Raw genomic sequence first — 20,475 nt, forward strand, 5'->3', positions numbered from 1 at the left:
ATTTATAAAATATGTTATATATTTATTAAGAGAAAATATAGATTGTGAGGAAATTTTATGAAAAAGGTCTTAAAAATATATGGGATATTAAGTATTTTATCAATTTTTGTTTTTTTATCCCTAGGATGTAGTAAGAAAGTTGAAATGATTAGAGGAAATACAGCAGAAGAGGCAATTAATTTATTTAATACATATAACCTAGAAAATAATGTAGAAAATATGGTTAAATTATATTCAGATGAATACGTAAAATATGTAGGATATGATTTAAATCAAATAATAAAAGTAATGAAAAAGAATAGAAAAAATTTAAATATAACATCTTCAAACATTAAGAGTATAGAAGAAATAAATGAAAATTTAAAAAAGGCAGTAATAACTATCTCAGCTGTAGTAAATAATGAAAATACTACAGGAGATTATGTATATGCCATAATAAAAGAAGATGGTGGTTGGTCAGTTTCTCCAGATTCTATTATAGAATGTATAGGATTTGATGTTCCAATGGATAAGAAAAAAGAATTAAACTTAAGTTTAGTTAAAGAGGCAGTACAATTTGATGGTGCATTAATAAGAGTTAATTTATATAATGACACTAATGATGCTTATGTATTTGGAACAGAAGATGAAAAAACTTCAATTGTAGTTGAAACAACAGAAGGAACTTTTACAAGCAGAGTAGAGCAGCCTCAAAAGATAGATAAAAAGGTGAGAAATTATTTTATAGCAAAAATAGAAAATTTAAAGGGTGATATAAAAAAGGTTACAGTAACATCAGTATTTAACCTTGATAAGGATGGAAATGCAATTTTAGATACTAAGAGAGATATAGTAGTATATAATAAATAAAATAAATACCAGTAGTTATTAGCTACTGGTATTTATTTTATTATTTTCTGATTTTGGTATTTTATTTAAAACTTCATAATATTTATTTATCATTCCTAAGTTTATTACATTATCAATAATGCTATAATGCTTTTTAAAAGGAATATTTTTTAAAAGCTCACTACAATTTACAAGGCAATTTGAAATATAAAAGTCAATTTCATTAATACATGATAAAATTAATTTATTAAAATCTAATGAATTTGAATTATATAAAACGTTATAAGGATTGAAATTATTATTATCCATATCCTCTTTTAAATCATCAAGAGCATCTATTAAATAAATCCATTTTCCAATAAAATATCCAAGACTATATAAGTTTTTGCGTAATATTTCTGAATCATCTTCAAATTTGTATGGAAAATTTAATAAAATGCTACCCATTATATCACTAAAGGGATGTGTAATCTCATCTAAAGAAGAAATTTGTTTTGAGTTTTCTAAATTTGATAATATAGTTATATTATTTGATATTTTATCAGAAAGACTTTCTAATTTAAGCAAACTTTTCTTTGAAGAAGAAGAAAGTAAAAATTTGAAAATTTTACTTTTTATACTTTTGTCATCCTTTATGTTATCTGTTAGTTTATAATCAAAAAGAAGTATACTTAAATTAGCACAATAATTTAAGGCGTTTGTTTGTTTTGTTATTATAATTTTTTTATTAGGATGTCTTAAACATTTAATAGAATCAAGGTTTAGAGGTGTACTATAAAGTCCATCTAGTAAAAAGCCTATAAAAGTTAAATCATAATTTAAACAAAACCTTGGAATATTACCATATTCTCTTTTAATTTCATTACACAAACCACAATAATAGCTTCTAAAGTATTCAAATTCTTTAAACTTTAGTTCGCTTTTAAGAGGTGTAACATAGCCAAACATTAAATTTCTCCTTTATTTAAGATAAAAGTATTAAAGAATTTTAGCACATTCCACCGCCACCAGAGTTACCACACATGTTCATTCCGTTTCCGCCACTCATTAAACTTTGCATAAGCATATTTTGCATTGGGTTTCCACCACCCATTCCGCCCATACTGTTCATCATGTTTGCAATATTACCCATAGGATTAGCGTTATTAGCGGCATTCATTGCATCTGCAGGATTAGCACCAGGCATAGGGCTTGCACCATTCATAGGATTAGCACCACCCATAGGGTTACCTCCATTTGCACTCATAAACATATTTAAAATATTAGGATCTATGCCACCGCCGCCATTTCCAGCACCACCACACATGTTATTTGTTTGACTTCCACCATTTCCGCCACACATATTGTTGTTATTATTAGCACTATTATATTGCATTGCTCTAGCATAATTTGCTTTCATTGCTCTAACTTTTTTTACAAGCACCATTAGGGCTTGTTGATATTCTTCATTATTAGGATTTAATTCAGCAGCTGTTTTTAAATGATTTACTCCAGCTTGAAACCAACCTTTTTTTAATAATACAAAACCTTGCAAGTAATTCCATTCAGGTGAGTTTTTATCTGAAATTAAATTTAGTTCTGTTTCTGCTGTTAAAAATTGTTTGTTTTCTATTAAACTTCTTATGTCTTGATACTTAAAGTTGTTAGTTAAAGATTTATAAGCTTCATTTATTTCTGAAAGTTTATCCTCTGCCAAGGGCTCTTCTAAAGAACCATCAAAATTATTTATATTATAGGTGTTTGCTAATGATTCATAAGCATCTTTAATTTCATCTAATGAAGCATTTGGTCTTACGCCAAGGACTTTATAAGGGTTCATAAATAAATCTCCTAAAAAAGATTATTGAATTATTATAATATATTCATCTTAATCTAAATAAGTGATTCATATAAAATAATTGAAAGCTATATTAAATACATTCAATTAAATCTCCACCCATACACTCACAACATTGATCTAAGCATATTAAATCACAGCAACTAAAGTGACCACAATCACAACAGCAATCATCACAGCAACAACAAGCACAGCCACGATTATGTCTTCTATAACAATTATTATAGTAGTCATCTGAATAATGTCTATGCCTTCCCATTAAATTAATAAATTTTTCTTTGTATAAAGTATTATTTGGAGAAAGGCTAATCGCAATTTTTAAATGATTTAAAGATTCTTCAAACCAAGCCTTTTTTTCTAATAATATGCTATAAAGATAATGATAATCAGCATTTTTATCTAAATGAGAATTTAATAAATTTTCAGCTAAAGAAAACTCTCTTTTATTAATTAAGTTGTTAATAGTATTAAATGAATTATTATTGATATAATATGAATTGTCCATAATATTCACTTCCTTAATATATAATATAAAAATAATTATTATATTTATTATATACAATTTAAAAAAATAAATCATTATTTAGAAAAAACAAAGAAAATTTTTAAATAGTATGTTTACTGCTTCGTAATTGTTATGATAAAATTATAAAAAATAATTTAAAAGGAGATAATTATGAAAAAGTTATTTTTACAATATCCTAAGTGTACTACTTGCAAAAAGGCTAAAAAGTTTTTACAAGAAAATAATATAGAATTTAATGATAGAGATATAACTATAGAAAATCCTACAATAGAAGAATTAGAAGAATGGATAAATTTAAGTGGGTTAGAAGTTAAAAAATTCTTCAATACCTCTGGTGTTTTATATAGAGAAATGAAGTTAAAAGATAAGATTAAAGATATGTCTAAAGAAGAAATGATAAAATTACTTGCTACAGATGGAAAGCTTGTTAAAAGACCACTTTTAATTTGCAAAGATAAAGTATTAGTAGGATTTAAGGAAGAACAATATAAAGAGATATTGTAAATTTAAAAATATAGATAAAAATAATCTATTGGGTAATATTAATTCAATAGATTATTTTTTGTTTTAAAATATTTATTAGTATTTTTTAAAAGATAAAACAAATAGTTTCATTTAATGAGGTGAAGGAATTGGATGTAACACAATTAAATGCTTTAGTAATAAAAAATGATATTAATAATCGTTTAAATAAAGCTCTTAAATATTTTAGGGAAGGTTTAGTATTAGATATTAAGTCTATAGTGGATAAAGAATATGATGCTTTAGATATTTATGGAAAAGTAATGTCTGAAAGTGATATTAGTATTTATAATACAAATTTATCCTTTGATATAAAAAAGGGTGATTTAATTTATACTGAATGTAGTTGCAGTGATTTTAAAAAAAATTGTGATTTTAACTCTACATATATATGTAAGCATATTGGAGCTACATTTTATAAATTTGAAGAAGCTGTAATAGATAAGAAAAAAGTAAAAAATGAATTAGAAAACATTGATGATAAAGAAATAGATTATTCCGAAGTTATTTTAAATGAAGTAGAAAAAATAACTACAAATAAAAAAGAAAAAGTTAATCTAAAAATTAACCTTAGTAAAAAGGCAATAAGCAAAAATAATTTTTATTATGAATTAGATTTGAAAATAGGAATTAAAAAATTTTATGTTGTTAAAAGTATAGTTGATTTAATAAATGCTAAAAAAAATAATGTAATAGTATCTTATGGAAAAGAATTTAAATATAATCCTGTAATTCATTATTTTTCAGAGGAAGATGAAAAAATATTAGATTTTATTGAAGAATATGTATCTTTAAACGAACCATTTAAGGGGGTATATGCAGCTGAAAAGATTACTAATAATATTTTTGGTGGAAATAAAACATTATTTATTCCTCAAAGTTCATTAAGAAGATTTTTAGAAAATATAAAAGATGATAATATTTTATTAACTGAAAATGAGAAAAGTAAGGAAGTTATTATATTAAAGGAAGATTTACCTATAAAATTTAATATAAAAGAAGAAAATAATGAAATTAAAATATCTTCTAATGAGGACATTCCAAAATCCATGACATATAAAGGTGATGTTTATTTATATAAAGATAAGTTATATCTTCCTAACTTTAAGCAAATAAAATATTACAAAGCAATAAATGATATATTAAGTAAAGAAAAGATTATCTCCTTTAAAAATTCTAATAAACAAAAGGTAATAAATAAATTAATACCAATATTAGAGCTTATAAGTAATGAAATATGTATTGATGAAGATTTAAATAAGAATATAGTTAAAGAAGAAGCAAAATTAGAAGTTTATTTTGATAAAGAAAAAAATGAGACTTTAGCAGAAGTTAAAGCAAATTATGGGGATATAAGCTTTAATATTTTAATAGGACCTAAAGATAATGAATATGTAATTAGAAATATAAATAAGGAAGAAAAAATTGAAAATTTATTAAATTCATTATCATTTTATAGAAGTAATGAAAAGTTTATTTTTAATGGAAATGATGAAAAGCTTTTTAAACTACTAGCTGAAGATTTAACAAAATTAAAAGAAGAGGCAACTATATTTTATTCAGATAGATTTAAAGAAAGAAAAATTTATGGAGCTAAATCAATTAATGCAAAAGTGTCAGAGGGAACTGGAAATTATTTAGAGTTTACTTTCAATATTGATAATGTAGATAAGAATGAATATAAGAAAATAATTGAAGCTTTTAAAGAAAATAGAAAGTTTTTTAAATTAAAAGATGAAAGTTTTATAAATTTTGAGGAAGAAGAAGTTAAAAGTTTATTTAATCTTATTGATACTTTAAATGGTGACATAAATTTAGAATCTAATGAAATAAAAGTACATAAAAGTAAATCAATATTTTTTAATGAATACTTGAAGGATAATAATTTGATTTTTCTTGAAGGAAAAGATATTGTTAGCCACATAGCAAATAAAATAGAAAATTTAGAATGTGTAGATTATAAGATTCCAAAAGAATTAAAAGCAACTTTAAGAGATTATCAAATAACTGGATTTAAATGGTTCAAAACATTAAGTCATTATGAATTTGGAGGAATATTAGCTGATGAAATGGGGTTAGGAAAAACAATTCAAACCATTGCATTTTTATTATCAGAAAAAAATAAAAAAAGTATCATAATTACTCCAACTTCATTAATTTATAATTGGAAAAGTGAATTTGAAAAATTTGCTCCTACAATGAACATAAAAATTATTCATGGAAATAAAGATAATCGAATATTTTCTAAAGAGAAAATAAAAGATATAGATGTACTTATAACTACTTATGGAACTTTAAGGAATGATTATAATTTATATAAAGATATAAATTTTGATTTTTGTATAATAGACGAAGGACAAAATATTAAAAATCCTTTATCACAAAGTTGTGAAGTTGTTAAATCATTAAATGCAAAAGTAAAATTTGCTTTAACTGGTACACCAATAGAAAATAATTTAATTGAATTGTGGTCATTATTTGATTATATTTTGCCAGGATATCTGTATTCTAAGAAAAAGTTTCAAGAAAAATTTATGAGTATTGAAAAAGGTTCTAAAGAATTAAAGAAACTTATCAAACCATTTATATTAAGAAGATTAAAAAAAGATGTGATGAATGAATTACCAGATAAAATTGAAAAGAAATTTTTAATTGAAATGACAGAAAATCAAAAAAAGGTGTATAAAGCATATGTAGATGATGTAAAGGTAAAAATGAAAGAAAAAGATTTTGTAAAAGATAAAATAACTATTTTCTCATACTTGACTAAATTAAGACAACTTGCATTAGATCCTTCAATAATAATGGATGAATATACTGGAGGAAGTGGCAAAATAGATATAACCATAGAGCTTATACAAGACTTTATTAAAGAAAATCATAAAATACTTTTATTTTCACAATTTACATCAGTACTTGATAGTATAAAAAAAGCATTAGAAGTGGAAAATATACAATATCTTTATTTAGATGGTACAACTAAAGCATCAAAAAGAGTAGAATTAGTAAATGAATTTAATAAATCAAATAAGTTAAAAGTATTTTTAATTTCATTAAAGGCAGGGGGAACAGGGCTTAATTTAACATCAGCTGATGTAGTGATTCACTTTGATCCATGGTGGAATCCTGCAATTGAAGAACAAGCAACAGATAGAGCTCATAGAATAGGACAAAAAAATATTGTAGAAGTAATTAAGCTTATTGCAAAGGGAAGCATAGAAGAAAAAATAATAAACCTTCAAGAAAGTAAAAAAGAAATAATAAATGAAATAATGGATGGAAACTATACAAATGGTGGATTTTTAAGTTCATTAAGTGCTGATGAAATTAAAGATTTGTTTAATTAAAAAATAGGATATACCAAATGGTATATCCTATTTTTTATTCAACAGTTACTGATTTTGCAAGATTTCTTGGTTTATCAACATCGCAACCTTTTTGCTTTGCAATATAATAAGAAATTAATTGTAGAGGAACAACACTTACAAGTGGAGTTAGTATATCAATAGTTTTTGGAATATAAACTATTGAATCTGCAACTTCGTGTGAAGTAGTATCTCCTTCATTTACAACTGCAAATATATTTCCACCTCTTGTAGAAACTTCTCTTACATTACTAATCATCTTATCTTTTAAAGCTTCTTGAGTTAAAAGAGTAACTACAGCTGTATTATTTTCTATTAAAGCAATAGGGCCATGTTTTAATTCTCCACCAGCATAAGCATCACAATGAATATAAGATATTTCTTTAAGTTTTAAAGAACCTTCCATAGCAACTGCATAATCAAGTCCTCTTCCTAAGAAATACATGTCCTTATGATTATAGTGAGAAGAAGCAAATTTTTGAAGCTCATCCTTCATTCCTAAAGCTTTTTCAATTTTATTTGGTATTTCTAATAATTCAGCTTTAACTGATTCAATTTCATCTTTTGACATAGTTTTCTTTAATGAAGCAAAGTATAATCCTAAAATGTAAAATGCAGCTAATTGAGTAACATATGCTTTTGTTGAAGCAACTGCAATTTCAGGTCCTGCTAAAGTATAAAATACATCATCAGCTTCTCTTGAAACTGAAGACCCAACAACATTAGTTATAGCTAAAACTCTAGTACCTTGACTTTTAGCATCTCTAAGAACAGCTAAAGTATCAGCAGTTTCTCCAGATTGAGATACAACTATTAATAAAGTTTTATTTGTTATCATAGGATCTCTATATCTAAATTCAGATGCAATATCAATTTCTACTGGAATTTTAGCAAACTTTTCGATTACTGTTTTACCAACAACTCCAGCATGGTAAGCAGTACCACAAGCTACAATATATATTTTATCAAAGTTTTCTAATTGTTCTTTAGTAAATGAAATATTATCAATTGTTATTTCTTTACCTAGTATTATTTTACCAGCTAGGGTATCTTTAACAGCTTTTGGTTGTTCATGAATTTCTTTCAACATAAAATCTTCAAATCCACCTTTTTCAGCTGCATCTATATTCCAAGTAACATGGTAAATTTCTTTTTCTATTTTTTCGCCTTCTTCATTTCTAAGTTCAACACCATCTTTAGTAAGAATTACAAATTCTTTATCTTCTAAAAGATATACATCTCTAGTATGGTTTAAAACAGCAGGGATATCAGAAGCTATAAAGCTTTCATCTTTTCCAAGTCCAACAATAAGAGGACTATCTTTTCTAACAGCAATTATTTTATCAGGTTCATTTTTAGCAACAACACCAATAGCAAAGCTTCCTTCAAGTTTAGAAGTTGCTTTAACTACTGCATCAAATAAATCACCTTCATAATAAAAATCAACTAAATTAGGAATAACTTCTGTATCAGTTTCAGAGAAAAATGTATAACCTTTTGAAGTTAACCATTCTCTTAATTTCATATAATTTTCTATAATACCATTATGAACAACACTAATAGTAGCATTTTCTGTAGTATGAGGATGTGAATTAATATCAGATGGTTCACCGTGAGTAGCCCATCTAGTATGACCTATTCCTATATGACCATTAATAGGATTTTCCTTTAAGCTTTTAGCTAAATTATTTAAACGACCTTTAAATTTTCTAACATTTATTCCATTATTAAAAATTGCAACTCCAGCAGAGTCGTAACCTCTATATTCTAATTTTGATAAACCTTCAACTAATAAATCAGATGCTTGTCTTTTTCCAACATAACCAACTATTCCGCACATAATAAATCTTCCTTCCAATTTTAAATTATTTTTTCATTTTATTTTTTTTAATATTGCCATTAGATATTCTAGATTTTAAAAAAGTATACTAACACACTAGAAAAATCAAACATGCAATGGAGGTTTTAACACCTGACTAGGATTGTCCTATAAATCACTTTATAGTTTTACTAGTCGTTAACGGTAGTGCGATACCGTGGGGCACCCGCCGAAGAATTCGATTCTCCCCATCCTCGTCAACTTAAGTGAGACCCCAAATCTTTGATTTGGTTGGTCGAACTTACTCCTACGTCCGGTAGGAGTTTCTTTTTACCAATGATCTTTGATTTGGTTTAACTTAAGTTCTGGCGCTTTTATGAAATTTTTATTTTGTATTTTACTATAAAAATCACTTCCTTTATCGATTTTTTAGTATACCAATATAAACATTTTATCATAAATATAGAATTTGTCTATATTCGTGGATTAGAATTAAGTTTAACAGTTAATTTGTAATATTAAGGTAATATTATTATATGCAAAATTGAAATAAAGTAGATAAAAATAATAAAAGTGTGAATTTTGATATAAGTATTACATTTAAAGAAGTATTTGAAAAAATAATATTTTTATGGATAAGGTGTAAATTAGATGTATAAATTCAATAATATCTGTCAAAAATACATAAGAGAATTTTAAAAATCATAGGAGGTAATGTGAAGTGTCAAATTTAGAAATGAATAAAAGACCTATAGATGTTCCAAATAGTGCAAAAAAGGCAAGGAGAAATGGAAAGGTTCCAGGTGTATTATATGGTAAAAAAATTAATAATTTATTATTTGAAGTTGGAGAATTAGAATTATGCCATGAAATAGGTGTTAATGGAGAACATGGTGTATTAGAATTTAGTTTAGATGGAGAAACTCATAAAGGATTAATAAAAGAAGTACAAAGGGATCCTGTTACTAATAAGATAATTCATTTAGATTTAGAAGAATTAAAAGGAAAAAATAAAATAGTTTCATCAGTTCCGATTCATTATGTAGGAGAAGAATATTTAAATAAAAAAGGAATAGTTCTACAAAAGGAAAAAGATAGTGTAAAGGTAGAATGTTCAGTAGAAGCACTACCTAAATATATTGACTTTAATATTGGAACAGGAAGTGTTGGATCAGTTTATAAATTTGGTGATTTAGAAGTTGCATCTGAAATATCAGTCTTAGATGATTTAAATTCTGTTATTGCTTCAGTAAGTTATGAACGTAAAACTGTTGAAGAAAATAATGAGTTAGCTCAAGAAAATGATGCAAAAGAATTAGCCGAATAATAGAAAAAATAAACTAAAAATAATAGATATAGATAAATTTTCCTATATCTATTATTTTTTTGTTTAAATTTTTTTAAATTTGGTATATAATAACTAAGTAAAGATTATTGAAAATTTTTAGGAGGAATAATATGGATTATAAAGAGAAGTACAATGAGTGGTTAAACTCTACTGTAATATCAGAGGAAATAAAGGAAGAGTTAAGAAGCATTAACGATGAAAAAGAAATAGAAGATAGATTTTATAAGGAATTAGATTTCGGTACTGGTGGATTAAGAGGGGTAATAGGTGCTGGAACTAATAGAATGAATGTATATACAGTTTCAAAAGCAACACAAGGGTTTGCAAACTATTTAAATAAATCTTTTGAATCACCAAAGGTAGCTATTGCATACGATTCAAGAAATATGTCAAAGGAGTTTGCAGAAGCTGCTGCATTAACTCTTTGTGCAAATAATATAAAGGTATTTTTATTTGAAAGCTTAAGACCAACTCCGATGCTTTCGTTTACATCTAGACATTTAAACTGTCAAGGTGGAATAGTAATAACTGCTTCACATAATCCAAAGATATATAATGGCTATAAGGTTTATGATGAATTTGGTGGACAAGTTACAGATGAAAAAGCTGGAATTATTATAGGTGAAGTTAATAGTATAGTAAATTATGAAGATATAAAAACTACTTCATTAGAAGATGCTTTAAATGATAACCTTTTAGAGTACATTGGAGAAGAAGTAGATAAGGCTTATATTGAAGAAGTTAAAGCGCTTACAATAAGAACTGAATTAGTAAAAGAAAAAGCTAAAGATTTAAAGGTTATATACACTCCAATACATGGAAGTGGAAATGTTCCTGTAAGAAGAGTTTTAGCTGAATTAGGATATGAAAATGTAGAAGTAGTTAAAGAACAAGAAATGCCAGATGGTAATTTCCCAACAGCTTCTTATCCAAATCCAGAAAATCCACAAGTTTTTGAATTAGCCCTTGATATGGCTAAAACGAGCAATCCAGATATTATATTTGGTACAGATCCAGACTGTGACAGAATTGGTGTTGTAGTTAAGGAAAATGATGATCAATATAAAGTTTTAACTGGTAATCAAACAGGACTATTATTAACAGATTATATATTATCAGCTCTTAAAGAAGAAGGAAAATTACCTTCAAATGGAGTTGTAATTAAGACTATAGTAACAACAGAAGGTGCTAGAGCAGTTGCAAATTACTATGGTGTTGAAATAATGGATGTATTAACTGGATTTAAATATATTGCAGAAAAAATTAGACAATTCCAAGAAAATGGAGATAAGAAATATTTATTTGGATTTGAAGAAAGCTATGGTTACTTAGCTGGAGAATTCGTTAGAGATAAGGATGCTGTAATAGCTTCAATGTTAATAGCCGAAATGACTCTTTATTATAAAGAACAAGGTAAGAGCCTTTATGAAGCATTAATTGAGCTTTACAACAGAATTGGATTCTTTAAAGAAGATTTAATTTCAATTGAATTACAAGGAAAAGAAGGTCAAGAAAAGATTGCTAAGTGTTTAGATTCTTTAAGAACTACTACATTAACAGAAGTTGATGGAGTTAAAATTGCAACAAAACTTGATTATAAGTTAAGCAAAGAAGAAAACTTAATAAGTAATACAGAAAGTGTTATTAACTTACCTAAGTCTAATGTATTAAAATATATATTAGAAGATGGATCTTCATTTGTTGTTAGACCGTCAGGTACTGAACCAAAAATGAAAATTTACTCAGCTGTTAAAGGTGAAAGCTTAGTAAATGCTGAAGAAAAGTTAGTAAGATTCAATGAAAAAGTTATGGAAATAATTAACGAAAAGTTAGCATAAAACAATAAAAGCTATCGGGAAACCGGTAGCTTTTATTATTTCAGTATTTAGTTTGAAAGTTTTATGTTAATACTGTATTATGAATAATGAAATAATTTACTAAAGGAGTGTAATTTATGGATTATAAGGTAAAAATAAAAGAAAAATTAGGTAAGTTATTATTTTTAGAAATGAATAAAGATGGATTTAAAGAAAATATAGGAATACCATCCTATGTAACTTTTAAAAATAATGATTTATATTTACCAATAAGTTCTGAGTATATTAGTTCTAATATAAATAATGAAATAAAAATTAAAAATCTTCCTATATATTATTTTATAGAAGGTATGTTTATTGCAATTGGTAGTGATGAAAATTTAAGATTTAATGATGATTATGAACTTATATTAGATTATATAAAAGATACTGAAAGTTGTATTAAATCACTTATAAGTAAGAGAATAGATGAGAAAAGATATTTAGATGCCTATCTTTTATTAAAAGGATATTATACATATTCTAAAGATTTAGAAGTTATGAAAAAAATATTACTTGTAGGAGAAGCTATTAGGGAGGAAGAAAAAGGCTTTAAGGATATATTGCTTGAAGATATAGATTATTGTATATCAAATAAGTTAAAAATAGCTGAAGCCTATTTATATAAAGCTATAATTTTAAAGGACGATGGAGATTTTAAAGGAGCTAAGGTTTTAATAAATGAGTATTTTAATAATGGTGGAAAAGTAACTAAAGAAGTTGAGATAATAAATAATGATATAAATAATATATCAGATTATGAAAATGCTGTAGAACTATTAGAAGAAAATCCAGCTAAAAGTATAGAAATATTACTTAGATTAGGTGAAGAGTTTAAAGAAAATCCACTTATTTATTATTACTTAGGAATTGCATTTAGAAAATTAGAAAATTACCATAAAGCTATTTATTATTTAAAAGAAAGTATAAAAAGAGAAAGTGGAATACTTGAAGTTATAGTAGAACTAGGATTAAATTATGCATGTATAGGTGAATTTGAAGAAGCAATTAAATATTTTAAAAAGGCATTTGAAGCATCAAGAGATGTTGAAATATGTACTAATATAATAATGTGTTATTTAAATATAAATGACTTAGAAAATGCTAAATTACATTTAGAAATAGCAAAAAACTTAAATCCAGAAGATGAAATAGTTAAACAATTAGATGCTATGATAAATAAATAATAATAAAGGATGAGATTATATGGGGAAAAAAGATAACTTTAAAAGTATAAATATATTAGGATATAAAATTTTCTCTGAGGATATAGGAAAATGTGTAGATACAGCTTTTTCTTATGATAAAGTTCATATAGTATCTGGAAATCCAGAAGTTTTATATGCGGGATTAAACGATAGAAAATTATTTGATAATTTTACCTCTAAATATTCTTTAATAATACCTGATGGTGTTGGAACACAAATAAGTGGTAAAATTTTAAAAACCCCTGTAAAAGAAAAAATTGCTGGAATTGAGCTTATGAAAAGGATAATTTCTAAGTGTGAAAAGGATGGAGATGGAATTTATTTGTTAGGAGCAAATGAAGAAAATTTAAAAACTTGTGTTGCTAATATAATAAGAGACTATCCTAAAATTAATATTGTTGGATATCATAATGGATTTTTTGATTTAGATAATCCAAAGGAAATTTTAGAGGATATAAAAAATAAAAAACCATTAGTATTGTTTGTTGCAATGGGATGTCCAAGACAGGAAAAATTTATTATTAATTATATGGATAAACTTCCGTGTAAGATATATATGGGAGTTGGAGGAAGCTTTGATGTAATAGCTGAAAAGGTAAATAGAGCTCCAAGATGGATGATTAATATAGGAATGGAATGGGCTTATAGAGTTTTTAAAGAACCTTGGAGAATAAAGAGGCTTGGAAGTATACCTAAATTTATTTGGATTGTAGCAAAAAGCAGAGGTAATAAATAATGAGAGGTAATAAAATATTTAAAGCAGCTTTTTTAGTTATGATAATTGGTATATTAAGCAGGTTTTTAGGATTATTTAGAGATATACTAGTTGGATATCAATTTGGTGTTAGTATTTATACTGATGCTTATAAAGCTGCTGTATCTGTGCCAGAAACAATTTTTACAATTGTAGGGCTTGCTATATCTACAGTATTTATTCCAATGCTTAGTAAAGTTAAATATGAAAAAAGCAAAGATGAGATGTTTAAGTTTTCTAATAATATTATTTCTATATTATTAGTTATTTCAATAATCGTATTTAGTTTAGGATTTTTATTTACAGATAAAATTGTTGGCTTTATGTTTGATGGATTTACTAAAGATAAGTTTATACTTACAGTTTTCTTAACAAGAATAACATTATTTAATCTTTTATTTTTATCAATAAATGCATGTTATACGGCAATGCTACAGGTATGTGAAGATTTTGTTATTCCTTCTATTTTAGGTATGTTTTTTAATGCTCCAATGATAATTTATTTATTATTTTTTAATGATATTAATATTATAGGATTAACTATTGCAAATGTTATAGGAAACTTTTTAAGAGTAGTAGTTCAAGTACCTGTTTTATATAAACATGGATATAAATTTAAATTATTTATTAATATAAAAGATGAAAGAATAAAGAAAATATTAATGTTAATTATCCCAGTAATAATAGGATCAGGTGCAAATTCATTAAATATGATAGTTGATATGAAGGTTGCATCATCTTTAGGAGATGGTGCAGTAAGTGCGTTAGATTTTGCACAAAAGATAATAGTTTTTGCAAATACAGCCATAACAACATCTATAGTATCTGTTATGTATCCTCTTATGGCAAATAAATTAAATGAAGGTGATAATGAGGGATTTTCTATATACTTAACAAAATCAATTTCTATAATTGCTTTATTATTAGTTCCTATTTCTATTGGATTTATATTATTAAACAAAGAGCTTATAAGTGCTTTTTATGAAAGAGGCAAGTTTAATGATATAGCTGTAGGAATTACAGCAAGTGCATTTTTAGGATATTCGTTAGTATTGCCATTTACAGGAATAAGGGATATTTTAAATTCATCATTATTTTCAATGCAAAAAACCAAAGTAACAACAATTAATGGAGTTATTGGAGTAGTTGTAAATATTATTTTAAGCATTAGTTTATCAAAGATATTTGGTATATTTGGTGTAGCCCTAGCATCTACAATAGCATCAATTATAACAGCAATATTATTATTTATATCTACTAGAAAGTTTGTTGGAAATTTTAATGTTATTCCAATGATAATAAAGTTATTAAAAATATTATTATCAGCAATAATTATGTTTTTTGTTTTAGTAATGTTAAATAATATTTTGGTTTTAAATAATTCAATATTAACTATTTTATTTAACTTTATAATAGGAGTTATTGTTTATTTTATAGTTTGTAAGATATTAAAAATTGAAGAAGTTAATGAAGCAATATACATGATAAGAAATAAGGTATCTAAAAAAGGCAATTAGGAGGAAATATGAAAATACTATTTATAGCATGCTATTCACCATTAATTAACAATTCAGCATCTATTGAAACTTTACAATATTTAAATAATTTATCTAAGATTTATGGAAACGAAGTTCATCTTTTAACTGTGAATTTTCCTAAAAATTCAATTTATTATGATGAATATATATTAAGTATGCTAGATAAAAATGTTAAGATGCATATAATTTCAGGTGGAAAAATATTTGAGAAAATAATGCCTAAGAAATCTTCTAAAATAGAAATAAAAGACTCTATTAAAAACAATAAAAATTTTGTAAAGAATTTACTTAAAAAGGGTAAATCAATTATAGCAGTGCCAGATATGTATTTTAACTGGGCTAGATCTGCAAGTAAATACGGGATTGAACTACATGAAAAAGAAAAATTTGATGTAATGTTTTCAATGCATGAGCCACCATCAAGCCATATTTGTGCTTTAAAAATTAAAGAAAGATTTAATGATTTACCATGGGTTACTTATTGGAGTGATCCTTGGCTTAAAGATTCAACTAGAGATAATATAAGTATAGCAAGAAGGAAATTTGAAGAATCATTTGAAAGAAAAATAGTTAAGCTTAGTGATAGATTTATATTTGTAACTAAAGCTAATAGAGATGATTATGTAAATTCCTATAATATTCCTATTGAGAAAACTTTTATAGTAACAAGAGGATATGATGAAAATCAATATAATGAAATAAAAAGAACCTCTAATCCAAAGCTTATAAATAAAAATAAAATTAATTTTGTTTATGCTGGAGAAATTTTTTCAAAGCTTAGAGATGTTAATCCTTTTATAGAAGCATTAGATAATATTAAAAAAAATGATATTGAATTATATAATAAGTTAAACATTCTGTTTTTTGGTAATATAGATGACATAAATATAAAAAATAAATTAATTAATGTTGAAAATGTTAATGTTTCACCTAGAATTCCTTATGATGAAGCATTAGGATATATGCTTAATAGTGAGATTTTACTGTTATTTGGAAATAAAAATTCAAAGCAAATCCCTGCTAAAATATATGATTACTTTGGTGCAGATGGTCTAATTTTTATTATTCTTGGAGATGAAAATGACCCGATAAAGGATGTAATAGAAAATAAAAAGAAATGTATTGTGGTAAATAATAATTCTTGTGAGATTATAAATGGAATTAAAGAATTAGTTTCTATGGTTGAAAACAAAAAAAAGTATGGACCTATTGAAGAATATAAGTGGCAATATATTTCTAAAAGACTTAATGATATTTTAAAGGGGTAATTATTATGCATGTAATGTTTATACCTTCTTGGTATGATAATGATAGAAATAAGGTTCATGGAAGCTTCTTTAGAGAACAAGCAACAAAGCTTCAAGAAGCTGGAGTAAAAATTACTGTTGCATATAATGAAATTTGGCCATTAACCTTGATAGGGAAAATAAAAGAAAAAAGTGGTTTATATTTCAATATTGAAAAAGGATTAAGAACTTATAGGTATAAAAACTATAATTTTATACCTAAGCATCCATTAATGTTTAATATTTTTGATAAAAGAATGGAAAAACTATATAAAGAAATTGTAAAAAAAGAAGGTAAGGTTGATATTATCCATGCACAATCATCTTTATGGGGTGGAATAAGTGCTTCTTATATAGCAAAAAAATACAATATTCCTTTAGTTATAACAGAGCATTCTTCAATAAAGAGGGGAAAGTATGTAAGGGAAAGTTATTACAAAAGAATAGTTGATTCTTATAAAAGTGCAGATGCTATAATAGCAGTTGGAAATGGACTTAAAAATGAAATAGAAGAATTAACAAATAGAAGAGATATAAAGGTTATAGGAAATTTAGTTGACTTATCGCTTTTTGATATAAGAGATATTAAAGATAATAAAGATGAATTTATATTTTTTTCATTAGCATTTCTTGAGGGAGAAAAGGGGTTTGACACCTTAATTAAATCTTTTTCAAGGAAATTTAAAAATAAAAAGGCAAGATTAATTATTGGTGGTGATGGAAGTCAAAGAGAATGGCTAGAAGGCATAGCTAAGAGTGAAAATATAGAAAGTCAAGTTACTTTTGTAGGTGCTTTATCTAGAGAAGAGGTATCAAAATATATGAATAAGTGTGATGCTTTTGTTTTAGCTTCCAGGTATGAAACATTTGGAGTAGTATACATTGAAGCACTAGCAAGTGGAAAACCTGTAATAGGAACCTTTAATGGTGGAGCAGAAGGTATAATAAATGAAAATGTTGGAATATTAACTGAAATAGATAATGTAGATAAATTAAGTGATGCTATGGAATATATAGAAAAAAATTATAAAAAATATAACAAAGAAAGCTTAAGAAAATATTGTACTCAGAAATTTAGTTCTAATGTAATAATAAATAAAATAATAAATGTTTATAAAGAATTAATGAAATAAGGGGAGTTTAAAATGTATTTTAAAGATTATTCAATAGAAAAATTTTTATATGAATTAAAAACAGACTTACCATCACCAGGCGGTGGTAGTACTGCAGCTTTAGTATCAGCTTTAGCAGGTGCATTAAACACTATGGTGTATTCATTTACTATTGATAAAAAAGCCTTTGAAAAGTTAGATAACAATAACAAAGAAAAAATGATAAATTTAAAAGAAAAATGTGAAGAATTTATAAAAAAAAGTATTGCTTATATGGAAGCAGATAGAAGTACCTTTACTGATTTAATGAATACATTTAAGTTAAAAAAGGATACTGATGAAGAAAAAGTATATAGATTAAAAATGATAAAAGAAAAAACAATTGCAGCTATGGAATCACCTTTAAATTTAGCAAAAGATTCTTTAGAGTTTTATGAAAATATAGAATTTGCAGTTGAGTTTGGAAATAAAAATTTGACTTCAGATGCTGTAGTTGCAGCTGTGCTTTTACATAGTGCTATAGAAAGTGCTATAGTTAATGTATTTGTTAATTTTAATAGTTTAGGAGATAAAGATGGATATGAAAACATTCCAAATGAGTGTTCAGATATAATAAGTTCATCACTTAATAAAAAAACAAAGATATTAAAATCTTTTGGAATATAATTAAAATAAGTCATAATAAATTTTATTTATTATGACTTATTTTAATTTGAAATACTTAGGAAAAATTTTTATTAAAATAAATTATTGATATTCAGGAAGTTCATTAAGAGATTTAAATTCATAACCATCAGCTCTAATTTGTTCTATTACAGTTTTTAAAACAGCTGTATTAGTTTTAGAAACTGCATGTATAAGCATTATACATCCAGGATGAACACCATTTGTAATTTTCTTGATTGCTTCTTCTTCACTAGGTTGATTATCAATAATCCAATCTTTATATGCAAAACTCCAAAAGATTGTTTTATAACCTAATTCTTTAGTTTTCTTTAGAGAGTTTACTGAATATTTTCCCATAGGTGGTCTAAAGAACTTAGGCATATCTGATCCAACAATTTCTTTATAAGCTGCTTCAACATCAGTAAATTCTGCTTTGAATTTTTCTGGATCAGTTATAGTAGCCATTGATGGATGGTGATTTGAATGATTACATACTAAATGACCTTCATCAGCCATTCTTTTTATAATCTCTGGGTTTTGAGTTATGTAAGGTTTAACTACAAAAAAAGCAGCAGGAACCTTTTCTTCTTTTAAGATATCTAATATTTTAGGTGTATAGCCATTTTCATAACCTTCATCGAAAGTCAAATAAATAACCTTTTCATTAGTATTACCTAAATAATATGCATCATACTTAGATAAAAGTTCAGTAGCTTCTTTTGGAGATTCAGGAAGTGTATCTTTACCTCTGTTTACAAAATACCAATTTAATTCTGAATCGTCTGAAGTTAAGGAAATAGAATGACTAAAGGTAATAGTAGAAAAACAGCTTATTGATAAAATTAAAGCTAAAATAAAAATAAATAATTTATTTTTTTTCATTATAAATCCTTCCTTTCATAAGTTATATTAATATGTTTTGTATATGAAAAGATATTACACGTGGAAAAAGGAGGAATTTAAATAAAAATTAAATATTGACAATTTAGGGGGAGTTTAATTGTATATACCAAATAATATAAAAAGAATTATAGGAAAAAGAAATTTTAGTATTGATAGAATTGGAATGTCAGAGGCAAGTGTGATTTGTTGTGAAGATATGGTTCTTAAAGTAGAGAAAAGTTGTCTAGAATCAGATAATGAAAATAAAATGATGGAGTGGCTTTGGGATAAAATACCTGTTCCGAAAATTATATATTTAGAAAAATCAAAAAATAAAAATTATCTGCTTATGAGTAAAATAAATGGAAGAATGTCTTGTGAACCAGAGTTTTTAGAAAATCCTGAAGTGTTAGTGGATATATTAGTAGAAGGCTTAAGAATGCTTTGGTCAATAGATATATCTAATTGTCCCTGTAATAATTCAATAGAAAATAAACTTAAACTAGCTGAAGAACGTATTAAAAGCAAGCTTTGCTTTATGGAAAATGTAGATAAAGATACTTATGGTGAAAATGGATTTAATTCTCCAAATCAATTGTTAGAATGGTTAAAGAATAATAAACCAATTGAAAGTTATGTATTATCCCATGGTGATTATTGCTTACCTAATATACTTATAGATAATAATAAAATAAGTGGATTTATTGATTTAGGAAGAGCAGGTATAGCTGATAAATATCAAGATATTGCAATATGTTATAGGAGCTTAGTTAATAACTTTAGTGGAAAATATGGTGGAAAAGTTTATGAAAATTTTAATACAAATATACTATTTGAAAAATTAGGAATTAATCCGGATTGGAATAAAATTAAATATTATATGCTTTTAGATGAATTATTTTAATGATTTATTTTGTTATATTTTTAA

17 protein-coding genes are annotated in these 20,475 nt (G+C 25.4%); 12 read left to right on the forward strand and 5 right to left on the reverse strand.

The features are described from left to right. The first annotated feature begins 57 nt into the window (after positions 1 to 57). Positions 58 to 849, forward strand: coding sequence for a hypothetical protein (locus QZ321_RS00710; protein WP_291749337.1), 792 nt, complete (start codon positions 58 to 60; stop codon positions 847 to 849). Between the two features lie 18 nt (positions 850 to 867). Here the strand turns inward: QZ321_RS00710 and QZ321_RS00715 are convergent, their stop codons facing one another. The 3 genes from QZ321_RS00715 to QZ321_RS00725 all read right to left on the reverse strand — a co-directional run bounded on the left by QZ321_RS00715 (position 868) and on the right by QZ321_RS00725 (position 3,170). Further along, positions 868 to 1,776 carry a DUF5685 family protein gene (locus QZ321_RS00715; protein WP_291743943.1) on the reverse strand — a complete coding sequence of 303 codons (909 nt, stop codon included), beginning with the start codon at positions 1,774 to 1,776 and terminating at the stop codon, positions 868 to 870. A 40-nt stretch (positions 1,777 to 1,816) separates the two neighbouring features. Beyond that, positions 1,817 to 2,647 carry a J domain-containing protein gene (locus QZ321_RS00720; protein ID WP_291749340.1) on the reverse strand — a complete coding sequence of 277 codons (831 nt, stop codon included), beginning with the start codon at positions 2,645 to 2,647 and terminating at the stop codon, positions 1,817 to 1,819. Positions 2,648 to 2,738: 91 nt separating this feature from the next. Then, on the reverse strand, positions 2,739 to 3,170 hold the full coding sequence (locus QZ321_RS00725) for a molecular chaperone DnaJ (protein ID WP_291743947.1): 432 nt from the start codon (positions 3,168 to 3,170) through the stop codon (positions 2,739 to 2,741). Positions 3,171 to 3,341: 171 nt separating this feature from the next. Here QZ321_RS00725 and QZ321_RS00730 point away from each other — a divergent pair, with 171 nt between their 5' ends. Both QZ321_RS00730 and QZ321_RS00735 read left to right on the forward strand, forming a co-directional pair. Then, positions 3,342 to 3,695, forward strand: coding sequence for a Spx/MgsR family RNA polymerase-binding regulatory protein (locus QZ321_RS00730; protein ID WP_291743949.1), 354 nt, complete (start codon positions 3,342 to 3,344; stop codon positions 3,693 to 3,695). 128 nt (positions 3,696 to 3,823) lie between these two features. Next, positions 3,824 to 7,060: a DEAD/DEAH box helicase gene (locus QZ321_RS00735; protein ID WP_291749344.1), complete on the forward strand. Its 3,237-nt coding sequence runs from the start codon at positions 3,824 to 3,826 to the stop codon at positions 7,058 to 7,060. Between the two features lie 34 nt (positions 7,061 to 7,094). Here QZ321_RS00735 and glmS read toward each other — a convergent pair whose 3' ends face one another. Further along, the gene (gene glmS / locus QZ321_RS00740) at positions 7,095 to 8,918 is read right to left on the reverse strand and encodes a glutamine--fructose-6-phosphate transaminase (isomerizing) (protein WP_291749347.1); all 1,824 of its coding nucleotides are present in this window, start codon (positions 8,916 to 8,918) and stop codon (positions 7,095 to 7,097) included. Between the two features lie 700 nt (positions 8,919 to 9,618). Here glmS and QZ321_RS00745 point away from each other — a divergent pair. The 8 genes from QZ321_RS00745 (at position 9,619) to QZ321_RS00780 (ending at position 18,665) form a co-directional block, all read left to right on the forward strand. Continuing rightward, positions 9,619 to 10,224, forward strand: coding sequence for a 50S ribosomal protein L25 (locus tag QZ321_RS00745; RefSeq protein WP_291743238.1), 606 nt, complete (start codon positions 9,619 to 9,621; stop codon positions 10,222 to 10,224). A 131-nt stretch (positions 10,225 to 10,355) separates the two neighbouring features. Further along, positions 10,356 to 12,083: a phospho-sugar mutase gene (locus tag QZ321_RS00750; RefSeq protein WP_291749351.1), complete on the forward strand. Its 1,728-nt coding sequence runs from the start codon at positions 10,356 to 10,358 to the stop codon at positions 12,081 to 12,083. Between the two features lie 116 nt (positions 12,084 to 12,199). Next, positions 12,200 to 13,288 (forward strand): hypothetical protein, encoded by a 1,089-nt coding sequence (locus QZ321_RS00755; RefSeq protein WP_291749355.1) that lies wholly within the window; start codon positions 12,200 to 12,202, stop codon positions 13,286 to 13,288. Positions 13,289 to 13,307: 19 nt separating this feature from the next. Beyond that, positions 13,308 to 14,045, forward strand: coding sequence for a WecB/TagA/CpsF family glycosyltransferase (locus QZ321_RS00760; protein WP_291742938.1), 738 nt, complete (start codon positions 13,308 to 13,310; stop codon positions 14,043 to 14,045). Beyond that, positions 14,045 to 15,580 carry a murein biosynthesis integral membrane protein MurJ gene (murJ, locus tag QZ321_RS00765; protein ID WP_291749357.1) on the forward strand — a complete coding sequence of 512 codons (1,536 nt, stop codon included), beginning with the start codon at positions 14,045 to 14,047 and terminating at the stop codon, positions 15,578 to 15,580. The genes QZ321_RS00760 and murJ overlap by 1 nt, the downstream gene beginning before the upstream one ends. An 8-nt stretch (positions 15,581 to 15,588) precedes the next feature. Beyond that, entirely contained in the window at positions 15,589 to 16,869 is a 1,281-nt protein-coding gene (locus QZ321_RS00770) for a glycosyltransferase (RefSeq protein ID WP_291749360.1), read from the forward strand. A 5-nt stretch (positions 16,870 to 16,874) separates the two neighbouring features. After that, positions 16,875 to 18,020 carry a glycosyltransferase gene (locus tag QZ321_RS00775; RefSeq protein WP_291749363.1) on the forward strand — a complete coding sequence of 382 codons (1,146 nt, stop codon included), beginning with the start codon at positions 16,875 to 16,877 and terminating at the stop codon, positions 18,018 to 18,020. Between the two features lie 12 nt (positions 18,021 to 18,032). Continuing rightward, the gene (locus QZ321_RS00780) at positions 18,033 to 18,665 is read left to right on the forward strand and encodes a cyclodeaminase/cyclohydrolase family protein (protein ID WP_291749367.1); all 633 of its coding nucleotides are present in this window, start codon (positions 18,033 to 18,035) and stop codon (positions 18,663 to 18,665) included. A gap of 81 nt (positions 18,666 to 18,746) precedes the next feature. On the opposite strand, the gene pdaA is transcribed toward QZ321_RS00780, so the two are convergent. Beyond that, a complete protein-coding gene (pdaA, locus tag QZ321_RS00785; protein WP_294195954.1) occupies positions 18,747 to 19,547 on the reverse strand; it encodes a delta-lactam-biosynthetic de-N-acetylase in 801 nt (266 codons plus the stop codon). Positions 19,548 to 19,665: 118 nt separating this feature from the next. On the opposite strand from pdaA, the gene QZ321_RS00790 reads away from it, so the two are divergent. Further along, positions 19,666 to 20,451, forward strand: coding sequence for an APH(3') family aminoglycoside O-phosphotransferase (locus tag QZ321_RS00790; protein ID WP_291748882.1), 786 nt, complete (start codon positions 19,666 to 19,668; stop codon positions 20,449 to 20,451). Positions 20,452 to 20,475 lie beyond the last annotated feature (24 nt).

It is taken from the genome of uncultured Clostridium sp., from assembly GCF_910588715.1.
GTDB lineage: Bacteria > Bacillota > Clostridia > Clostridiales > Clostridiaceae > Clostridium.

Coding starts and splice junctions, on each gene's coding strand:
- QZ321_RS00715 (WP_291743943.1), bottom strand. CDS start 1,776: ATGTTTGGCTATGTTACACCTCTTAAAAGCGAACTAAAGTTTAAAGAA.
- QZ321_RS00775 (WP_291749363.1), top strand. CDS start 16,875: ATGCATGTAATGTTTATACCTTCTTGGTATGATAATGATAGAAATAAG.
- QZ321_RS00750 (WP_291749351.1), top strand. CDS start 10,356: ATGGATTATAAAGAGAAGTACAATGAGTGGTTAAACTCTACTGTAATA.
- QZ321_RS00760 (WP_291742938.1), top strand. CDS start 13,308: ATGGGGAAAAAAGATAACTTTAAAAGTATAAATATATTAGGATATAAA.
- QZ321_RS00780 (WP_291749367.1), top strand. CDS start 18,033: ATGTATTTTAAAGATTATTCAATAGAAAAATTTTTATATGAATTAAAA.
- murJ (WP_291749357.1), top strand. CDS start 14,045: ATGAGAGGTAATAAAATATTTAAAGCAGCTTTTTTAGTTATGATAATT.
- glmS (WP_291749347.1), bottom strand. CDS start 8,918: ATGTGCGGAATAGTTGGTTATGTTGGAAAAAGACAAGCATCTGATTTA.
- QZ321_RS00720 (WP_291749340.1), bottom strand. CDS start 2,647: ATGAACCCTTATAAAGTCCTTGGCGTAAGACCAAATGCTTCATTAGAT.
- pdaA (WP_294195954.1), bottom strand. CDS start 19,547: ATGAAAAAAAATAAATTATTTATTTTTATTTTAGCTTTAATTTTATCA.
- QZ321_RS00725 (WP_291743947.1), bottom strand. CDS start 3,170: ATGGACAATTCATATTATATCAATAATAATTCATTTAATACTATTAAC.
- QZ321_RS00755 (WP_291749355.1), top strand. CDS start 12,200: ATGGATTATAAGGTAAAAATAAAAGAAAAATTAGGTAAGTTATTATTT.
- QZ321_RS00710 (WP_291749337.1), top strand. CDS start 58: ATGAAAAAGGTCTTAAAAATATATGGGATATTAAGTATTTTATCAATT.
- QZ321_RS00730 (WP_291743949.1), top strand. CDS start 3,342: ATGAAAAAGTTATTTTTACAATATCCTAAGTGTACTACTTGCAAAAAG.
- QZ321_RS00770 (WP_291749360.1), top strand. CDS start 15,589: ATGAAAATACTATTTATAGCATGCTATTCACCATTAATTAACAATTCA.